Consider the following 17,915-nt stretch of genomic DNA (forward strand, 5'->3'; position numbering starts at 1 on the left):
CCTTTAATGCGCGTCTCATTATAATTGGCCGTTTAATCAGTCTCGGCAATGGCCGTCATGCCTCAATACGTTTATACCATGAATCGCGTCGGCAAGGTGGTTCCCCCCAAGCGGGTGATTCTACGCGATATCTCGTTATGTTTCTTCCCGGGCGCGAAGATCGGTGTGCTGGGACTCAACGGGGCCGGAAAATCGTCCTTATTGCGCATCATGGCCGGTATGGATAAGGACTATGACGGGGAAGCGATCCCGCAACCAGGGATCGCCGTCGGTTTCCTTTCCCAGGAACCGCGGCTCGATCCCGGCAAGGACGTGCGCGGTAATGTGGAAGAGGCCATTGCGGCGAGCAAAGCGCTCCTCGAACATTTCAATGCAATCTCGATGCGTTTCGGCGAGCCGATGAGCGATGAGGAGATGAACCGGCTGCTCGAAGAACAGGCCACGCTGCAAGAGGCGATCGACACGGCCGGCGCCTGGGAGCTCGAACGCACGCTTGAGATCGCCGCCGATGCGCTCCGGCTGCCGCCCTGGGACGCCGATGTGACTAAACTTTCCGGCGGCGAACGGCGCCGCGTCGCGCTTTGCCGGCTGCTGCTTTCACAGCCCGACATGCTGCTCCTGGATGAGCCCACCAACCATTTGGATGCCGAGTCCGTGGCCTGGCTCGAACGCTACCTTGCCGGCTATCCGGGAACGGTGATCGCGGTGACCCATGACCGTTACTTTCTGGACAATGTCGCCGGATGGATCTTGGAGCTCGACCGGGGGTACGGGATCCCCTGGCAAGGGAACTATTCCTCGTGGCTGGAACAGAAACAGCAAAGGCTCGAACGCGAAGAGAAACAAGCGGAGGGCCGCCGCAAGGCTATCCTGCTCGAGCTCGAATGGGTGCGGACCAACCCGAAAGGACGGCACGCGAAAAGCAAGGCGCGCCTGCAACGCTTTCAGGAGCTTGCCTCACAGGACTATCAGCGCCGCAACGAGACCAACGAGATCTATATCCCGCCGGGTCCACGGCTCGGGGATTTAGTGATAGAGGTCTCGCATTTGCGCAAGGCCTACGGAGATCGGCTTCTCATCGATGATCTGAGCTTTAGGTTGCCCCCCGGAGGCATCGTCGGCATAATCGGCCCGAATGGCGCCGGCAAGACGACCTTATTTCGGATGCTGATCAGGCTTGAAGCGTTCGATGCAGGCGAGATCCGCACGGGTGAGTCCGTGGTGCTCGCCTGTGTCGACCAGAGCCGCGATGCGTTGGCTGCCGAAAAAACCGTGTGGGAGGAGATCTCCGATGGGCAAGACCTACTACGCGTGGGTAGCTACGAGTGTCAGTCGCGATCGTACGTGGCCAGGTTCAATTTTAAGGGGGCGGATCAGCAAAAGCGGGTAGGAACGCTCTCCGGAGGCGAACGCAATCGCGTCCATCTCGCCAAAGTCCTGCGCCAGGGCGCGAATGTGTTACTTCTCGATGAACCGACCAACGATCTCGATGTCGAGACACTCCGGGCCCTAGAGCAGGCGTTGCTGAATTTCCCCGGCTGCGCGGTGGTGATCTCGCACGATCGTTGGTTCTTGGACCGCGTGGCCACGCATATCTTGGCCTTCGAGGGAGACAGCCAGGTGATGTGGTTTGAAGGCAACTATGCCGATTATGAAGCGGACCGCCATCGCCGGCTCGGTCAAGAAGCGGATCAGCCCCATCGCGTTCATTATAAACCCCTCAAAGCGTAGACCCCGGCGGATCAGATCCCCAGTGCCCGGACCTGTGCGACGATCAGTTCGTGAAACCGCGGCGCGGCGCAAACGATGCCGCGGTTGGCCGCCAGGCCCATACCACGCGAGAAGTCGAGGGGCTTGTTGTCGATGTCCGTGACCAGCGCGCCGGCCTCAACGGCGATTAACATCCCCGCGGCATGGTCCCAGATGTTTTCAACGTAATCGCCACGCGTCGGCAAGCGCAGATAGGCATCGGCTTGTCCGCGGGCGACGACACCATACTTGCACTGGCTATCGAGCCGCGCGGGCGCCCCGCTAGCGCCGAGCGCGGCGATCACGCGCGCCGCGTTCCCCTGATTGGAATGCCCCGATTCGACCGATTCGCACACCCGCATGGCTCCTTGGTAGGCACTGGCCTCGAGGCGTTGGGGGGGTGCGTGAGCGGCGCTCGCCGGACGCACGAAGCAGCCACCGCCCGCGATGGCCGAGAAGATAAGGCCGCTCGGATCAGGTTGATCGAAGGGGCGGTCAAAATCGGCCGATAGGTTCGGACATCCCATCACGCCCACCACCACTTCGCCGCCTTCGATGTAGGCGAGAGAGACGGCGTATTGCCCGCGGCGTAGGAAGCCCTTGGTGCCGTCGATGGGGTCCACGGTCCAGTACGCCGAGGCCGTGGCATCGTGGTTGCCGAGATCGATGGCCGCGAGCACATCACTCTCGTTTGCATCGGGCCACACCTCAAGCACGGCGTGAATCACGGCCGCGCGCATCTCCGCGTCCGATCGCAATATCGCGCTGCTCTCTTCACCCACCAGGAGCGTATCCGGCAACGACTCAGCCAGCCGCTGCGCCACGATCGACTGCACCGCGAAATCGGCGACCGTGACAGGGCTCTTGTCGCTCTTTACGATCTTGCGGGTGGTTTCCAACCGGGCTTGTACACTCCGGGCTACCCGGCAGGCATCCCCGACGGCGGTGAGGCCGACGGCGAGGAGACGATTCAGGCCGCTCATGGGGAGGGTCGTCGATGATCTCGTATGAAGCCCGGAGCGAAGCATAGTCTTCGATTTCCTTAATAAAAAAATAATCCGGTGGACGCGTGACGCTTAGCTTCCCCCGGAGTAGTGCTCTAGGGAAGATCTCACATGAACTTGAAAGACGTTACTGATCGAATCACGAATGCAAGAATCGCGTCAATCCCGAACACCCAGCTTTCTCGGCGCCAAGTCGTGGCCGCGGGCTTTGCCAAAACACCCCTTATGCGGTGTGCGCCTTTTCCGACGCAAGAAACGTATTCAAGGTGTCGGTATTCTCCACGTTGTAGGCCGCGACATGTTTGACGATCTCCCGCATCAGGCCTTTCAACACCTTTCCAGGCCCCACCTCTACGAAGGTTGTGAGTCCGTCGTCGATAAGCCTTCTCATCGATGCACTCCAGAGGACCGGCGCGGACATCTGCCGCTCGAGCGCCTCCCGGATCTCCTCGGGGGCCGAGACCCGCCTGGCGGTCGCGTTCGCCACCACCGGTAGCTCCACCCTGTTGATATCAGCGGCTGCAAGGGCTGCTCTCATCCTACCACCGGCCGCGACCATGAACTTGCTGTGCCACGCACCGCTCACCTTGAGGGGGATGACCATTCGCGCCCCGGCTTTCTTCAAAAGCTCCACCGCCTTTTCGATCCCGCCTGCCTCCCCGGTGAGTATGGTCTGGAGAGGGGCGTTAAAATTCGCCGGGGCGACGTAGCCTGCCGGAAGTGCCTCCTTGCAGATCGTGGCCACCTTCTCGGCCTCCAACCCGATGACCGCCACCATGGTGCCAGGGTTTTTCTCGGCCGCTTCCTGCATAAAAAGGGCTCTTTTTCTTACCAGATCCATCATAGTCCCGAAGGCCATTGCTCCCGCCGCGTATAACGCCGTGTATTCACCCAGACTATGGCCTGCCAGCGCCTGCGGCGCTATGCCCTCCTGCTTCAGAACGCTTAGGCACGCGGCGTTCACGAGAGCAACCGCGGGCTGGGCATTCTCGGTACGCTTCAGCACTTCGTCAGGGCCTTTGAAGCAGAGATCTGTCATGTTCATCGCCGTGGTTTCCGACGCCTCCTCGAACAGGGCTCGCACTTCCGGATGGTGCTCATAAAGATCCCTGCCCATGCCAGTGTATTGGGATCCCTGTCCGGGGAACAGAAAAGCTATCTTGTTCATCGCGTGTTGGTCGTTAACGAGATCTCGTGGCCCATGCCGCCGGCCCAAGCGCCGGTCAGAGCTTGCGAAGAAACCGTAGCGAGCAAGGCCGCCCGCGAGGCACACGGCACGCAGGACCGTTTCGCCGGGAGCGAAACGGCGCATAAGCCCCGAAGGGGCGAGTCTCAAGGATGGGACGAGCAACCGCAGTGTATATGGAAATACATGAGGATTCCGAGCACCGCGCAACGATGCGGGCGGGCTGCACAGTAGATTTATTCACAAGCTCTCACAGCAAGATCTCCCGGATATCAGAGAGCACCTCGGTTAAATAGCGGCAAAACGCCGCGGCGGCGACACCGTCGATCACGCGATGGTCGTATGAGAGCGACAGCGGCAAGATGAGTCGCGGTACGAAGTCCCCATCGCGGTACACCGGTTTCATCCTCGCGCGCGATACCCCCAAGATCGCAACCTCGGGAAAGCCCACGAGCGGGGTAAAGCCGGTACCGCCCATGGCGCCCAAACTCGAGATGGTAAAGCAACCGCCTTGTAGCTCGCGCAAGTCGAGTTGTCCCTCACGCGCCCGTGCGCCGAGATCCTGAAGTTCTCCCGCCAATTGCAACAGACCCTTCTGATCGGCATCGCGAACGACGGGCACGAATAAGCCCTGATCGGTGTTGACCGCCATGCCGATGTGGAAGTATTTTTTTAGGACCAGCGCCTCGCCATCGGTCGTGAGCGAAGCATTGAATTCGGGGAAGCGTTTAAGCGCGGCCACCGCGGCTTTCACCAGAAAAGCCAGATAGGTCAACTTGATATTTTGCTTCGCGGCTTCTTGCCGTTTCGAGCGGCGAAACTTCTCAAGATCCGTGATATCCGCCTCGTCGAATTGCGTGACCTGCGGGACGGTGATCCAACTGCGTTGCAGGTTTTGTCCCGTGCTGCGCTTTACCTTCGACAGCGGTTGCAATTCCGTCTTGCCATACTTAGAAAAATCCACAGCTGTGACCGCCGGCATCACACCGGCCGGGCCGTCCGGGTGAGCGCCGGAGAGCGCTTTGTGGGTAAAGGCTTTAACATCTTCTTTCAGGATCCGGCCCTTGGGACCGCTGCCTTGGACGAGCCCAAGATCGACGCCCAGCTCGCGCGCGGCCCGCCGCACCGAAGGACTGGCATGGGAGCGGGCCGAACGGCTACCGCGGACCGTCTCTGCACCTTGCGGAAGCCCGGCCGGCGGTACCCGCGTCGCGGCGACAGGGCGTGGATCTTCCTTGGGCGCCGGCGCGGGGCGTGAGGCCACCGGCGCCGGGATATCCGCGATGTCCCCGGCCGGAGCATCCGCCGCCGGACTCAATACCAGGATTGCCGATCCCTCCGATACCTTTTCCCCGACTTTGACGCGGATGTCTTTAACGATCCCGGCATAGGGAGAGGGGACCTCCATGGCCGCCTTATCGCTCTCTATGGTGATGAGCGGCGTCTCCACCTGGATTGTATCGCCCGGTTTGACCAGAATTTCGATGACATCGATATCTTTGAAGTCACCGATATCGGGCACCAAGACTTCGCGTTCAGCCGTCATGGATACCAATGTACCCGATCAGAAGGCAGCTGTTAATGCGGCCGGGCTGAAATGATTAGAATCTACGGACCTCCCTGTCGACCACCCTCACGCTGACCACCTCACGGAAGAAGTAGACTACTTGCTCGGGTCGCGACAACCCACTAAGGTAACCGTTGACGACGATTCGGTCGAAGCAGTACTCACCCCACCGATATTCTGAGGGTTCTCGCCTCTTTGTTATAGCTGACGACGCGAGCTGGGTAGGGCGTTTGAAGCGGCATCTCACAAATGGTGGCCATGCGATACCGGCGAAGTAACATCGGCGGAGGCACCTATTTTTTCACGGTGAACCTGGCCGAGCGTTCGGGGCGTTTGTTGGCGGACCATATCGCTCGCCTGCGCGATGCCCTTCGCATCGTAAAACAGCGCCATCCGTTCCATATCGATGCGATGGTGGTGTTGCCCGACCATGTGCACGCCATATGGACATTGCCGCCCGGAGACGTCGATTACCCAATCCGATGGATGTTGATCAAAGCCGGATTCTCCCGGCGGTTGCCTAAAGGCGAACGCATCAACGCCAGCCGGCGCGGCAAGGGCGAACGCGGAATATGGCAACGCCGGTATTGGGAACATACCCTCGGCGACGAGGAAGATTTTCGGCGCCACGTGGATTATATCCATTACAACCCCGTCAAGCACGGATATGTCACGCGCCCATCGGAGTGGCCTCATTCCAGTATCCATCGGTACATTCAGAGCGGACTCCTGCCCCTCGATTGGGGCGCCGCTACCGGATCCGTCGACGACGGAAGTTTCGGAGAATCCAGGTAGGTTGGGGTGGCGAAGGAACCCCAACGTCACCCCGGCCGCCGCGAAATGTTGGGGTTCGTTCCTCACCCCAACCTACACGTGCTGGTATCTATCTCCCAGTCCGAGAGATCAGTAATCGGTTTGCCGTCGTTGCCGATAAGCCTCGGAGTAGTCGCGTCTCGATCTCTCTCGCGTTCCTCGCGTTCTCGAAGTTCCCGCTCTTGCTTTCGTTGTGCTGCCGCTTCGTCTCGCTTGCGTTGCAAATCATTTACAACGTCCATTACGGATGGCCCTTCAGTGGCTGCTACATATATTGCCCCTGCCGCATAACCAATCCCGCGCGCGACATGATATGCACTTACTACGACCTCTTCCGCCTCAGCCGCTGCGAAAGCCACGACCACTAGCGGGGGCAAGACAATGCCGTATGCAATGGCTCCAGTCTTTTCGAGAGCGGAGGAATCCTCTTTCAAGTTGTTACGAATCGGAGTCAAGAGCCATTGCATGTTTCGTGTCATCGCATGGGTCGTTTGGAGATGGCCCGCAATCGATACACCCGCATATGTGAATTCCAGGAGGGGATCTGCGTCCTCAGGTAGATCAAGCTGCGATTCGCCCTCTGGCTCGCGGCCATCCGGGTCTACGTACCGCAATGGGTTGTTGCCAGTGAACGCGTACAGGTTCGCCCGTTGCGGCTCGTCTTTGCGCCAGTCGGGCGCGAATCGGTACAGCGGATCGGAGCTGGTCCAGCGCAGGAGCAGGGGGTCGTAGGATCGGAATCCGTAGTGCCGCCAGCCGGTCGAGGCGTCGTTCTCCTTGCCGTTGAATTGGCGCCGATGGTCCTTGCTGCCGCTCGATGCGACGACCTCGCCGAACGCGCCGTACAGGAACGAGCCGCGCACGGTGCCATCTGGTGATAACGAGAGCATCAAGTTCTGCAGCGCGTCGGCGTATTGCAGCTCGACGCTGTTGCCATCCTCAATGCGTGCGATCGGGCCGAGCCCGATGTGGTGCCAGCGCTTCTGCACCACACCCGTGGCCGAGTAGTGGGTCTCGCTCTCCCCGAACCAGAAGCGCACGCCGCCGTTCCGGGTCATGGCGACCACGCGCTGACCGTTGTGGTCGTAGTAGTAAGCCTCGCGCCCGGACGGGGTCGCGGCTTCGCGCAACTGGTTGTCGCCGTCCCACACGAACTTGAACGAGCCCGCGGGAGCGCGCTTGTCGATCAGGTTGCCGGCGGGGTCGTAGATCATGTCGGCGAGCGTGGCGCCACCGCCCGCGGGCAGCAGGCGATCGACCGCCTGCGGATCAAAGTCGCCGTAGTGATGGTTCACGTCGCGATCGGGCTGGTCACTGCCAGTCACCTTGGCGCGGGCCACGTTGCCGCCCGCCGTGTACGCGAACGTCGCGAGGTAGTTGCTCGGCCCGTCCGCGTGCAGCAGACGGTGCCGCGAGTCGTACTCGTACAGAGCGTCGGCGGACACACCGTTGGTCTGGCCGTTGACGATGCGCAGCTGGCCCAGACCGTCGTAGTCGTAGGTGCGCTCCGACCACGACGACCTGTTCGTGCTCGGCTGGAACACGCGATCGGTGACGACCCGCCCGAGCGCGTCGTAGGTCCACGTTCGTTGCTGGTCGTAGGTCGACCGGCGGACGCGGGGCGCGCCTGCGAGCGAGCGTACGTCGCCAGCGTCGGCGGAACCCGCTCCCCTGGCTTCGCCCAGGTCACCGCGGCCGGCAAGCCGCGCACGTCGTACGCGACGTTCCAGCGCGTACCGTCGTCCCAGCTCACCTGGGTCGGCTGTCCGAGCAGGTTGTAGGCGCGCTCGACCCACTGGGTGGCGTTCGCCTGCGCCAGATACGTGGTCGAGAAGGTGCGCTCCTCCCGCGCGACGCGGCCGTGCACGTCGTAGCGATACGCGACGCTGCCGAACGGCAGCGTCACCCGCTCGAGCTGGCCGACGCCGTTGTCGGCGCCGTCGTAGACCTTGGTCGTCGGACCGATCTTCAGCTCCGTCCGCCGGGCCGCGGTCAGCCCGCGCGAGGCCGGCGTGTGCGTCACCGGACGATCGAGCGGATCGTAGGTCGTGCTCGACCGGAAGTCGGAATCCGCGGCGCCGGCCGGCAGCGGGCTGCGCTCGCTGGTCACATTGCCGTCGAAGTCGTAGCCGTAGGTCCAGGCCCGGGTGCCGCGCCGGATCATGCTGCGCCGGTCTGCCCAGTCGTGGGTCATGGTCGTGACCACACCGTCGGCGTCGGTGACGTTCTGGATGCGCCTCGCGGGATCGTACGCGTATTTAGTGATACCGATCTGCCCGGGCCCGGGGTTGTCGTGCTCGCGCAGCTCGACGAGCTGGCCGTAGACATCGTACTTCGCGGTGGTGTGCTCGCCGACCGGTCCGTTCGGGTCGTTCGACTGCGAGTCGACGTCCAGGCCCAGGTACTTGACCGTCACGGACGAACCGTCGGGGCGCACGAGCGCCGTCACCCGGCCGAGGCCATCACGGGAATAGCGGTGCACCACTACCTTGGCGTCGTCGCGGGGATCGGGAGAGGACACCGCGGCGAGCTTTCCGAGCGTGTCGTAGGCGTAGCGGGTCACCGCGTTACCAGAACCGGTCTGCAGCAGCTCGGTGTGCGAGAGCACGCGGCCGGTGCCGTCGAAGCGATCGTCGGCCGTGACCCAGACGGTGCCGCCGGCGTCCCGCAGGCGCTCGATCCGCCGTCGGTTGGGCAGCTCGGTCTCGACGATGCGGGTGCGCTCGACCAGCGGCAGCGAGTAGCCGGTGCCGAGCCCTACGTCGGCGGCGACCCGGTGCTCGATCGCGCGACCGAAGCCGTCGATGCGCCAGGTCTCGGGGGCCAGCACCCGGGTCGGGGTGCACGGTGCCGTGCACGGCACCGCGCGGCTGTTGGGACCCTCGCGCTTCACGACCACCCCAGTGCCGACGTCGGTGGTGGTGCGCGTCTGATGACCGAGCTCGTTGACGGTCCTGATCACGTACAGCCGGTGTGAGTCGTATTGCTGGCTAGTGACGAGGCTTGTGTTGATCTGATTGGGACGCTTGGTGGTCAGCAGGTTGCCCGTCTGCCCGTCAAACGTGCGCATGGTGACGGCCCTGGTGGTGGGTTCGGAGGTGGTCCAGACCTCGCTGCGGTAGGGCAATCCGGCCGTGTTGTACCGCGTCACCGTGCGTCCGCTGGTACCGAAAGGACCGCCGAAGCCGGGACCATTGGCGAACGGGGACGCGTGTTGCCGCTCGCGCAGGGTCTCGAGCACGCGATAGTCGGTCGCAGGGTAGGGCGCCTGGCCGACCCGCACCTGGTGGGTGAACCGGGTGGACCGATCGTTGAGCGCGAGGGCGGTGCCGGGTCCCTGCGCCGTGCGCTCGTGCGTGTACAGAACGACCTTCCCGCTGGCGGGGAACGTGTACCGCGTCCAGGTATCGGTGGTGCGCAGGATCGCGCAGCTCGCCAGCGTCTGTCCCGGCTTGCACGTGCGCGCGAGCTCTTGCTCGCGGTAGCTGAAGCTGACCGTGCCGAGCACGCCGACGTTGCGCCAGGTGAGCTGCCGATCGGTGATCGGCGTGGCCACGCCGCCCAGGAACGTCTGCTCGTGGACGAGCCGGCCCGAGTGGTCATTGCCGATCGAGTAGTCGAGCTCGCGGACGACGCGGCTGCCGACGCCGGTGCCGGTTTGACGTGGGCGGATGATCTCGACCCTGGCGAAGCCCAGGAAATGCGGTGGGCTCAGATCCGAGGGTGACGACGTGCCCGTCACCGGGGCGAAGTAGCGATAGTTGGTCCGCATCGCGGGCTGGCCAAAGCCGGGCTCGACGGTCACAGAGGTAACCACCCAGCGCGGGCTCGGCAGGATGTGCCCCTCCAGCCCGACCACCTGCGTGTCGGTCGAGGGCGCGTAGCGAAGGCGCACGATGCCACCGCGGCCGTTGTCGATGCTCGCGAGCAACCTCGTGGGCGGGGCGACGCCCGGCTGGTCGGTGAAAAGCTCGGTGGCGCCGTTGAAGTCGCCCGCCAGCGATGCGGGCGCACCTGACGTCGGCGCCGCCGGCAGAGTCGGGGTGCACAGGGTGTTGGGAGCGCACGAGCTGACCGGGTCGTCGGTGCGCACGGTCGCGTCTCCGTTCGCGGCCCAGGTCACCAGATCCGGCAGGCCGTCACCGGTGAGATCGACGAGGTCGCCGGCACGGTACCAGTTGCCTTGCGAGGCCACGACCAGGCCCTTCGCGGCGTCCCACATCGGCGCCGGCGCGGCACCGGCGGCCCACCGATCGCCGAGGTTCCGCGCACCGGTGCGAACGCCGAGGCTCGAGCCGACGTTCTCCGCCGTGCGCGCCAGGGTGACCAGATCGGGGAGACCGTCGGCATCGATGTCTACGAGTCGCTTCCACGTGCCGCTACGACCGCTCGACAGCTGATCGCCTGCCGTCCAGCCGCCGGTGAGGTCGCTCTGGGTCTGCGCGATGGGCCCGGTCGTGCCGAGCGCCGTCAGTACGCCGAAACTACCCTGCTGATTCCACGCCACGTGAAGCGATCCATCCTCCTTCGCGACGACGAGATCGGGGAGCCCGTCGCCGTTCAGATCGGACAGGATGGCGGCCGACCACGTGACGACGTGCGCGACGCCATCGGGCGTGGTGTTATCAAGCTGGGTCCCGCTCGCCATGACGGCGAAACCGGTCGGCAGGTGCCAGCTCTGCTTGGTGGTCGAGACGTTGAAGTCGCCGTCGCTCACGGAACCGCGCCAAATCTCGAGCGTTGTGGCCTGGCCGAGCGGTTTGAACGGATCGACGCCATTGCGGCCAGGGTCCACAAGCAGACGGATAGGGTCCCCGGGCAACGCCACGACGTCGAGCACCCCATCGCCATCGATGTCGACGAGCGTCTGCAGCGTGGGCTTCGCGTAGCGGTTGAGCGTCAGCTCGTTTCCCGAGGGAGGCAGCGGCCGAGACGAGTAGACGCGTTCGACCTGCACGGGATTGTCGGGGAAAGCGAGCGTGCCGCCGTCGTTGTGCTGGACCCGCCACACGAAGCGCTCGTTGTCGAGCTCCGGTCGCAGATCGGGCGCGGAACAGATGGGGGGGCGTCCGCCGCCGTCGCCGCCGCCGTCGCCGCCGCCGCCGGGGGGCGGACAGGTGAGTGAAGTGCAGGTGTTGGGATCGACGCATCCGTCAGGGCCCCACGCCTCCCCGGCTTGGCAACAATGGGTGTCGTCTACCGGCTCGGTACCAGCTGGACAGGAGCAGTGCAGGACGTCCGTTCCCCCGACCCCGCCGCCTACCTCGCAGCTGCTGGTCTCCGTCCCTGCGGGGCACGACACGCCAGCGCAGGGGCCGCCGCCGGGGTCGTCGTTGGTTTCCGCCGCGACCGAGAAGGCTCCGCTGTTGAAGTCGCCGCCAATTGTCCTCTGATCGTCGCTCCACACATTGCTCAGGAAGTCGACGACGCCATCTCCATCGAGATCGAGAAAGTGGTAGCTGACGAAGCCGCCGTGGAGCGAGCAGGTACCCGCGACGGCACCGCCAGTGTTGGTGTTGTCGCGCCGGAACCGCTGGCCGTTGAGCGAGCAGTATTCCATTGCACCGGGCCCGGCTGAGTCGTTCTGCCACGCCGCCGTCGGCAGGTCCGTGCTGACCGTCTGGCTCTCGAGCCAGCCGCCTCGGCGACCCCGCCGGTAGCTCAGGCGGCATTTCTTGGTAGTCGCGTTGAGGTCGACCCAGACGCGGTCATGGAACCCATCGCCGTTCATGTCCATCAGCGAACCCACGGCACCCTTGCGGTTGCCGTGATCGCCGTGGCCGATCGGCGCGAGCAACGTCGCGGAGAGCTGGCGCGTCGTCGGGCCGTAGCCGAGCTTGACCGGCGGCGCTGCGGTCGCCGTCCCGTCGGGCGCGTAGGCGGTGACATCGAGCTGGGTCAGGTAGCGAAGCGACGCGGCGGCGCCGCTGCACGACAACGTGCTCGGATCGTAGGTCAGCTTGTGCACCATGACCTTGTTCCAGGTGGTGCTGCTCTGGCTGTCGCGCACCCAGGTGACCACCTCATTCAGGGTCCGCGTGCCGTACTGGCGCTTGAGGCCGAGTGATGATCGGTCCGCGCACCCGCCGGCACCGCCGAGCCAGTGCAGGTCACGATCGCCCCGTAGTAGCTGAGCTCGACGCGCGCGTGCGGACCGAGCCCTGCAGCTGGGTTCGAGGTGTACTCGATCTTTTGCAGCGTGAAGTCGACGTAGCCCTGCGCGTTGGTGTAGCGACTCCATGTGTAGACGACCTCGTTGCCGAACGCGTCCCGCTCGCGCGTGAGGTTCCACCGGGTCGCGAGGTCGCTGGCGATCGCGACGCCACTGGCGTCCGTGGTGGCCTCGAACAGGCGCGTCATGCCGTCGGGGGTTCGCACGGTCCAGGCCTTCGCCTGCTTGGTCACGCGCGTGAACGAGGTGTCGAGCTCGGGACGGTACATGGTGACCCCGGTGACGGCGGTACCGTCGCCGGTGACGCGAACCAGACGCTGGTCGTCGCCCAGACCCCGCAGCCGATAGACCGGCGTGGACGGGTACTGCGGGTCGCGCTCGATCGTCGGCAGCTCCTGCGAGAAGCCCACCGCGATCCCGCCGCGCAGCGCTCCGGCGGAGGAGTACGAGAGCGCCAGCTTCGGCTGCACGCCGTTGCGCCCGGGCGGCACCTGGATCGGCCACGAGTAGCTCGCGGCGCCCTGGGTGTCGCTGACCATTGCGTCGCCCCCGGAGGCGCGCATGCCTTCGGGTGCTACGAAGTCACGCTGTGGAAGAACCGCGGCGAACGGATCCGACGTGGTGCCGTGCGCCGGGAGAGTTCCCAAGAGGAGCGCCGCCACGGCGACAAAGGAGACAGAGGATCGAAGACGTCGAGGGACGTCGTTTAGGTTTTTGGACATAATGGCATGTGCACCGACTCGATCTGGCGTGTGAACGAAAACATTTCGAGCAGCCCGACGAACTGCCCGAGGGTGAGTTGCATCTTACTCAAAATTTATGGACTGAATATGTGGCAAACGTCACAAAGTATTTGTGACATATTCACTTGACTTAGATACGAAGTTCAACGTGGTTTTGCAACCGGTACTGTTGAGTCGGTCTCGGCGCCGGGAAGTGCGGCCGAGGCGCGCGGCATCCCGGTCAGGGACCAGCGGCCCGCGGCGGCCATCTGCGCCGCCCCACCTCGCGCGTCCGACGCCGACCCATCCCGGCGCGGGCAGAGAGCGCGCGCAGCCCCGCGAAGCCGTCGCATGCGGCGAGCCCTGGCCGGCCAGCTCGGAGAGCGCCGCTTCGAGCTGGCTCGGCAGGAGCCGCAGGCGCGCCAGGAGATCTTCGAAGAACAGGCCCCCGCCCGCGCAGAGCGCGGCGCGCACGGCCTCTGCGGCCGCGGACAGCACGGGGGCGGCCCGGGGGATGTCGTGATCGCTTCCCAGGCCGCCAGGTCGTGGCGCCGCAGGAGCGTGACCGGCGCCATGCGCAGCGTGGCCGTCGTGCCCTCCCCGGGCGCGGAGGGCATGCGCCGTCGCCATACCCACCTGGCCGGACAGGCAAAAAGTGGTCGAGCCAAGCCGGGGTCGAAGTCCGAAAGGCGCGCCGGAAGCAGGTCGGTCTCCCAGGCTGGTGCCGGTGCTCGAAGCACGCGAGCCGCTCCAGGATGGCCGACAGGGCCGCGGCCGGGCTGAAATGAATAGACTATAAGTGTAGGCTTTAGGAGGGGCGCGAAGAAGCATGGCCTTATCCATAGGGAGGTATACGATTGGATGATTAGATTACATCAATTCAAACGCCAATGGGGGATTGCCAATCCCAGCCCCTTCTGCATGAAGGTCGAGACCTATTTGCGTATGACGGGGCTAGCTTACGAAGTCATCGAGGAAGCATCTCCCTTGAACGCCCCCAAGAAGAAACTGCCTTACATCGACGACGGGGAGAAGGTGATCCCGGACTCGGGTTTCATCATCGACTACCTCAAGGCGAGCTACGGAAACCCGCTCGACGGCGGTCTGTGGGGCGCGCAGCAAGGCGAAGCGCACCTGATGCGGCGTCTATGCGAAGAGAGCCTGCTTTGGCCCGTCGTGTATTCGCGTTGGATCGACTCTAGCGGGTGGAGCGTCATCAAACCGGCTTTCTTTGGCGCCTTGCCTCCCGTGCTGCGAGAGGCCGTGCCCTGGCTCGCGCAACGGCGCGTCAAACGCATGCTGTGGCTGCAAGGCGTAGGCCGTCACCGGTCCGAGGAGATCTATCGCCTTGGCATCGAGGATCTCGCGGCGATCGCCGCCTGGTTAGGAGACAAACCGTTTCTCCTCGGCGCGGCACCGGCCGCGATCGATGCCGCGGTCTATGCGACCCTCGCCAATATCATCGCTCCGCCGATCGCATCGCCTCTCAAGGACTATGCCTTATCTCAGAAGAATGTCATCGGCTATTGCGAACGGATGCGTGAGCGCTACTACGGCGCGGCTTAGGCCTCGACGGGACTCGGTTTCTCAGGGTCAAGGCCGTATTTCCGCAGGGCCTCAATGACGATGCTATGCGGTACGCCGCCTTCATCGGCCAGTGTCTTGAGCGCCGCGACGGCGATGTAGTAACGGCTGATCTCGAAAAACTCCCGCAGCTCGGCGCGTGTATCGCTGCGGCCGTACCCGTCGGTGCCGAGCACGACGTAACGCCTTGGCACGAAGCAGCGGATCTGGTCGGCGTAGGCTTTCATATAGTCGCTCGCGGCAATCACCGGACCGGATCGTTCATTCAGGCAGACGCTGACATAGCTCGCCTTGGGCGTGGCCTGCGGATGGTGTCGACTCCAGCGCTCGCACTCGAGGCCCTCGCGCCGCAACTCGGTAAAGCTGGTCACACTCCACACATCGGAGCCGATGTTGAAATCCTGTTCGAGCAACCGGGCGGCGGCGAGGACTTCATGGAGGATGGCGCCCGAGCCCAGGAGTTGGACCTTGCCCCCAGTGCCGGCATCCTTAAACCGGTACATGCCGCGCAGCACGCCTTCCTCGCTGCCCTCGGGTTTCGCGGGATGAGCGTAGTTCTCGTTGGTCACCGTGAGGTAGTAGAAGATGTCCTCCTGCAACTCGACCATGCGCCGCAACCCTTCTTGCACGATGAGCGCGATCTCGAACGCGAAGGCCGGATCGTAGCCGATGCAGCTTGGGAGACTGGCTGCGAGTAGGTGGCTATGTCCATCCTGGTGCTGAAGGCCTTCCCCGGCCAGCGTGGTGCGCCCTGAAGTCCCGCCGATGAGAAACCCACGCGCGCGGCTATCGCCCGCGGCCCACAATAAATCACCGATGCGTTGAAACCCGAACATGGAGTAAAAGATATAGAAGGGAACCATCTGCACGCCGTGGTTGCTGTATGCGGTCCCCGCGGCGATCCAAGACGAGATCGATCCCGCCTCGGTGATGCCTTCTTCGAGGATTTGCCCGCCGCGGTCTTCACGGTAATAGAGCAATTGACCGTGGTCCACGGGTTCGTAGACCTGGCCCACGGAGGAGTAAATACCGAACTGCCGGAACATGCCTTCCATGCCGAAGGTGCGCGCTTCATCGGCCACGATGGGAACAACGTGCCGGCCAATGGCTGGATCTTTGATCACAACGTTCAACAGACGCACGAAGGCCATGGTCGTGGAGATCTCTCGCCCCTCGGTCCCCTTGAGCAGGGGCTCGAAAGCGCGCGCTTCCGGAAGCTGAAGCGGCGGGGCCGTACGCCGGCGCTGGGGGAGATCCCCGCCGAGGGCCTGACGGCGCTCCGCGAGATAGCGCCGCTCGGGGCTGTCCTCGGGCGGACGGTAGAAGGGGGCCGCGGCGATGGCTTCATCCGAGATCGGAATGTTGAAGCGATCGCGGAAGCCTTTGAGCGCTTCCTCGCCCATCTTCTTCTGCTGGTGGGTGAAATTCTGTCCCTCGCCGGACTCGCCCATGCCGTAGCCTTTGACAGTCTTGGCCAGGATCACCGTCGGTTGGCCGGTATGCTTGACTGCCTGCGCATAAGCCGCATAGACCTTATGGGGATCATGACCGCCGCGGTTGAGGCGCCACAGATCCGCATCGCTCATATTCGCGACCAAGGTCTTGAGCTCCGGATACTTGCCGAAGAAATGCGCGCGTACATAATCGCCGCCCTTGGCGGCGTACGCTTGGTACTCGCCGTCCACGCACTCCTCCATCCGCTTGAGCAAAAAACCGCCGGTGTCGCGCGCGATGAGCGGATCCCAGTAAGAGCCCCAGATCACCTTGATGACGTTCCAACCGGCGCCGCGAAAAACCGCTTCGAGCTCTTGAATGATCTTGCCGTTTCCGCGCACCGGGCCGTCGAGCCGCTGTAGATTGCAGTTGATGACGAACATGAGATTGTCGAGCCGTTCGCGCGCGCCAAGGCTAATCGCGCCCAAGGATTCCGGCTCATCCATCTCGCCGTCGCCGATGAACGCCCAGACTTTACGATCGCGTCCGTCAATCAGCCCGCGATCGTGAAGGTAGCGCATGAAACGGGCTTGATAGATGGCCATGATGGGCGTGAGCCCCATGGAGACGGTCGGGAATTGCCAGAAGTCCGGCATCAGCCGCGGGTGAGGATAGGATGAGAGGCCCTTCCCAGCGATCTCGCGGCGGAAGTAGCGCAATTGCTCCTCACTGAGCCTTCCTTCGACGAAGGCGCGCGCATAGAGGCCGGGCGCCGAATGACCCTGAAAATAAACGAGATCCCCGCCGTGGTGCGCGCTCGGCGCGCGAAAGAAATGGTTAAACCCCACATCATACAGTGTGGCACAGGAGGCGAAGCTCGCGATGTGGCCGCCGATCCCGGGGTTGTCCCGGTTCGCTTGTACCACCATCGCCATCGCGTTCCAACGGATGATGGATCGCATCCGCCATTCGATCGCCGCATCCCCCGGCGAGCGTTGTTCCTTCGGGGGTGGGATGGTATTTAAATAGGCAGTGTTGGCGGAATAGGGGAGATAGGCTCCGGAGCGGCGGGCTTTCTCGACCAGCTTCTCCAGGAGAAAATGAGCCCGCCCGGTGCCCTCGCGCTCGATGATGGCTTCGAGGGATTCGATCCACTCTTGGGTCTCTTGGGGGTCCGGGTCGGGGTGATTTTCCATGCTCTTGGCGCTGCACGCTACGATTTTTTCATAACCTCTCAGGCTTCATGCGTGATCTTAGTTCACCGCTCGGCGGTGTTTCCAGTCGCGCCTCGGCCCATACCGGGGATCCGCTTCAAGTATACTGAGGGCAATGATTATTCGAGACGACCCGTATGCCGTTCCTGTTTAAGCTCCAGCAACATAAGACACTTCCCGGTAAAACGGCCCTCGATGCGCTAGAGCACTGGATCGCATTGCTCCCGGCGGGGGACTTCGAGCAAGCCTGCAGAATGTTGCCTTACGGTGATTTTATCCTGCGTGTGTGCCGCCGAACCGAAAAGCCGGAGCGGACTCGCTCGCCCGTGGTCTTGAATCTGCCGAACGGCATCGCATCTCAACTATGTGTCGCGGGCGCCGGGGATACGACGGCCGCTTTCGATCTACTGACGCTCGCACGCCGATTGGTGGCGGAGCCGCTGCGTAGCGGGCCGTCCGAGATCGGTCTG

At 63.5% G+C, this 17,915-nt stretch carries 12 protein-coding genes; 4 read left to right on the forward strand and 8 right to left on the reverse strand.

All coding sequences use genetic code 11. The annotated features are described in order from the left end of the window. Nucleotides 1-57: 57 nt before the first annotated feature. Entirely contained in the window at nucleotides 58-1,731 is a 1,674-nt protein-coding gene (gene ettA, locus M3436_05885; GenBank protein MDQ3563674.1) for an energy-dependent translational throttle protein EttA, read from the forward strand. Between the two features lie 11 nt (nucleotides 1,732-1,742). On the opposite strand, the gene M3436_05890 is transcribed toward ettA, so the two are convergent. From M3436_05890 to M3436_05900, 3 genes are all read right to left on the reverse strand, one after another. Beyond that, a complete protein-coding gene (locus M3436_05890; GenBank protein MDQ3563675.1) occupies nucleotides 1,743-2,732 on the reverse strand; it encodes a 3'(2'),5'-bisphosphate nucleotidase in 990 nt (329 codons plus the stop codon). 244 nt (nucleotides 2,733-2,976) lie between these two features. Further along, nucleotides 2,977-3,921, reverse strand: a complete 945-nt coding sequence (gene fabD / locus M3436_05895) for an ACP S-malonyltransferase (protein ID MDQ3563676.1) — start codon at nucleotides 3,919-3,921, stop codon at nucleotides 2,977-2,979. A 268-nt stretch (nucleotides 3,922-4,189) separates the two neighbouring features. Then, on the reverse strand, nucleotides 4,190-5,485 hold the full coding sequence (locus tag M3436_05900; protein MDQ3563677.1) for a 2-oxo acid dehydrogenase subunit E2: 1,296 nt from the start codon (nucleotides 5,483-5,485) through the stop codon (nucleotides 4,190-4,192). A gap of 279 nt (nucleotides 5,486-5,764) precedes the next feature. Here M3436_05900 and M3436_05905 point away from each other — a divergent pair, with 279 nt between their 5' ends. Beyond that, a complete protein-coding gene (locus M3436_05905; protein MDQ3563678.1) occupies nucleotides 5,765-6,301 on the forward strand; it encodes a transposase in 537 nt (178 codons plus the stop codon). Nucleotides 6,302-6,363: 62 nt separating this feature from the next. Here M3436_05905 and M3436_05910 read toward each other — a convergent pair whose 3' ends face one another. From M3436_05910 to M3436_05925, 4 genes are all read right to left on the reverse strand, one after another. Further along, nucleotides 6,364-7,209, reverse strand: coding sequence for an RHS repeat-associated core domain-containing protein (locus M3436_05910; GenBank protein ID MDQ3563679.1), 846 nt, complete (start codon nucleotides 7,207-7,209; stop codon nucleotides 6,364-6,366). 431 nt (nucleotides 7,210-7,640) lie between these two features. Further along, a complete protein-coding gene (locus M3436_05915; protein ID MDQ3563680.1) occupies nucleotides 7,641-12,341 on the reverse strand; it encodes an FG-GAP-like repeat-containing protein in 4,701 nt (1,566 codons plus the stop codon). A 5-nt stretch (nucleotides 12,342-12,346) separates the two neighbouring features. Beyond that, nucleotides 12,347-13,030, reverse strand: a complete 684-nt coding sequence (locus M3436_05920) for a hypothetical protein (protein MDQ3563681.1) — start codon at nucleotides 13,028-13,030, stop codon at nucleotides 12,347-12,349. Between the two features lie 303 nt (nucleotides 13,031-13,333). Then, a complete protein-coding gene (locus M3436_05925; GenBank protein ID MDQ3563682.1) occupies nucleotides 13,334-13,843 on the reverse strand; it encodes a hypothetical protein in 510 nt (169 codons plus the stop codon). A 231-nt stretch (nucleotides 13,844-14,074) separates the two neighbouring features. Between M3436_05925 and M3436_05930 the strand changes: the two genes are divergently transcribed. Beyond that, nucleotides 14,075-14,779 (forward strand): glutathione S-transferase family protein, encoded by a 705-nt coding sequence (locus M3436_05930; GenBank protein MDQ3563683.1) that lies wholly within the window; start codon nucleotides 14,075-14,077, stop codon nucleotides 14,777-14,779. Here the strand turns inward: M3436_05930 and aceE are convergent. Continuing rightward, a complete protein-coding gene (aceE, locus tag M3436_05935) occupies nucleotides 14,776-17,427 on the reverse strand; it encodes a pyruvate dehydrogenase (acetyl-transferring), homodimeric type (protein MDQ3563684.1) in 2,652 nt (883 codons plus the stop codon). The genes M3436_05930 and aceE overlap by 4 nt on opposite strands. 155 nt (nucleotides 17,428-17,582) lie before the next feature. Here aceE and M3436_05940 point away from each other — a divergent pair. Continuing rightward, a partial coding sequence (locus M3436_05940) for a hypothetical protein (protein ID MDQ3563685.1) occupies nucleotides 17,583-17,915 on the forward strand: 333 nt, incomplete at its 3' end.

It is taken from the genome of Pseudomonadota bacterium (assembly GCA_030859565.1).
Lineage (GTDB): Bacteria > Pseudomonadota > Gammaproteobacteria > JACCXJ01 > JACCXJ01 > USCg-Taylor.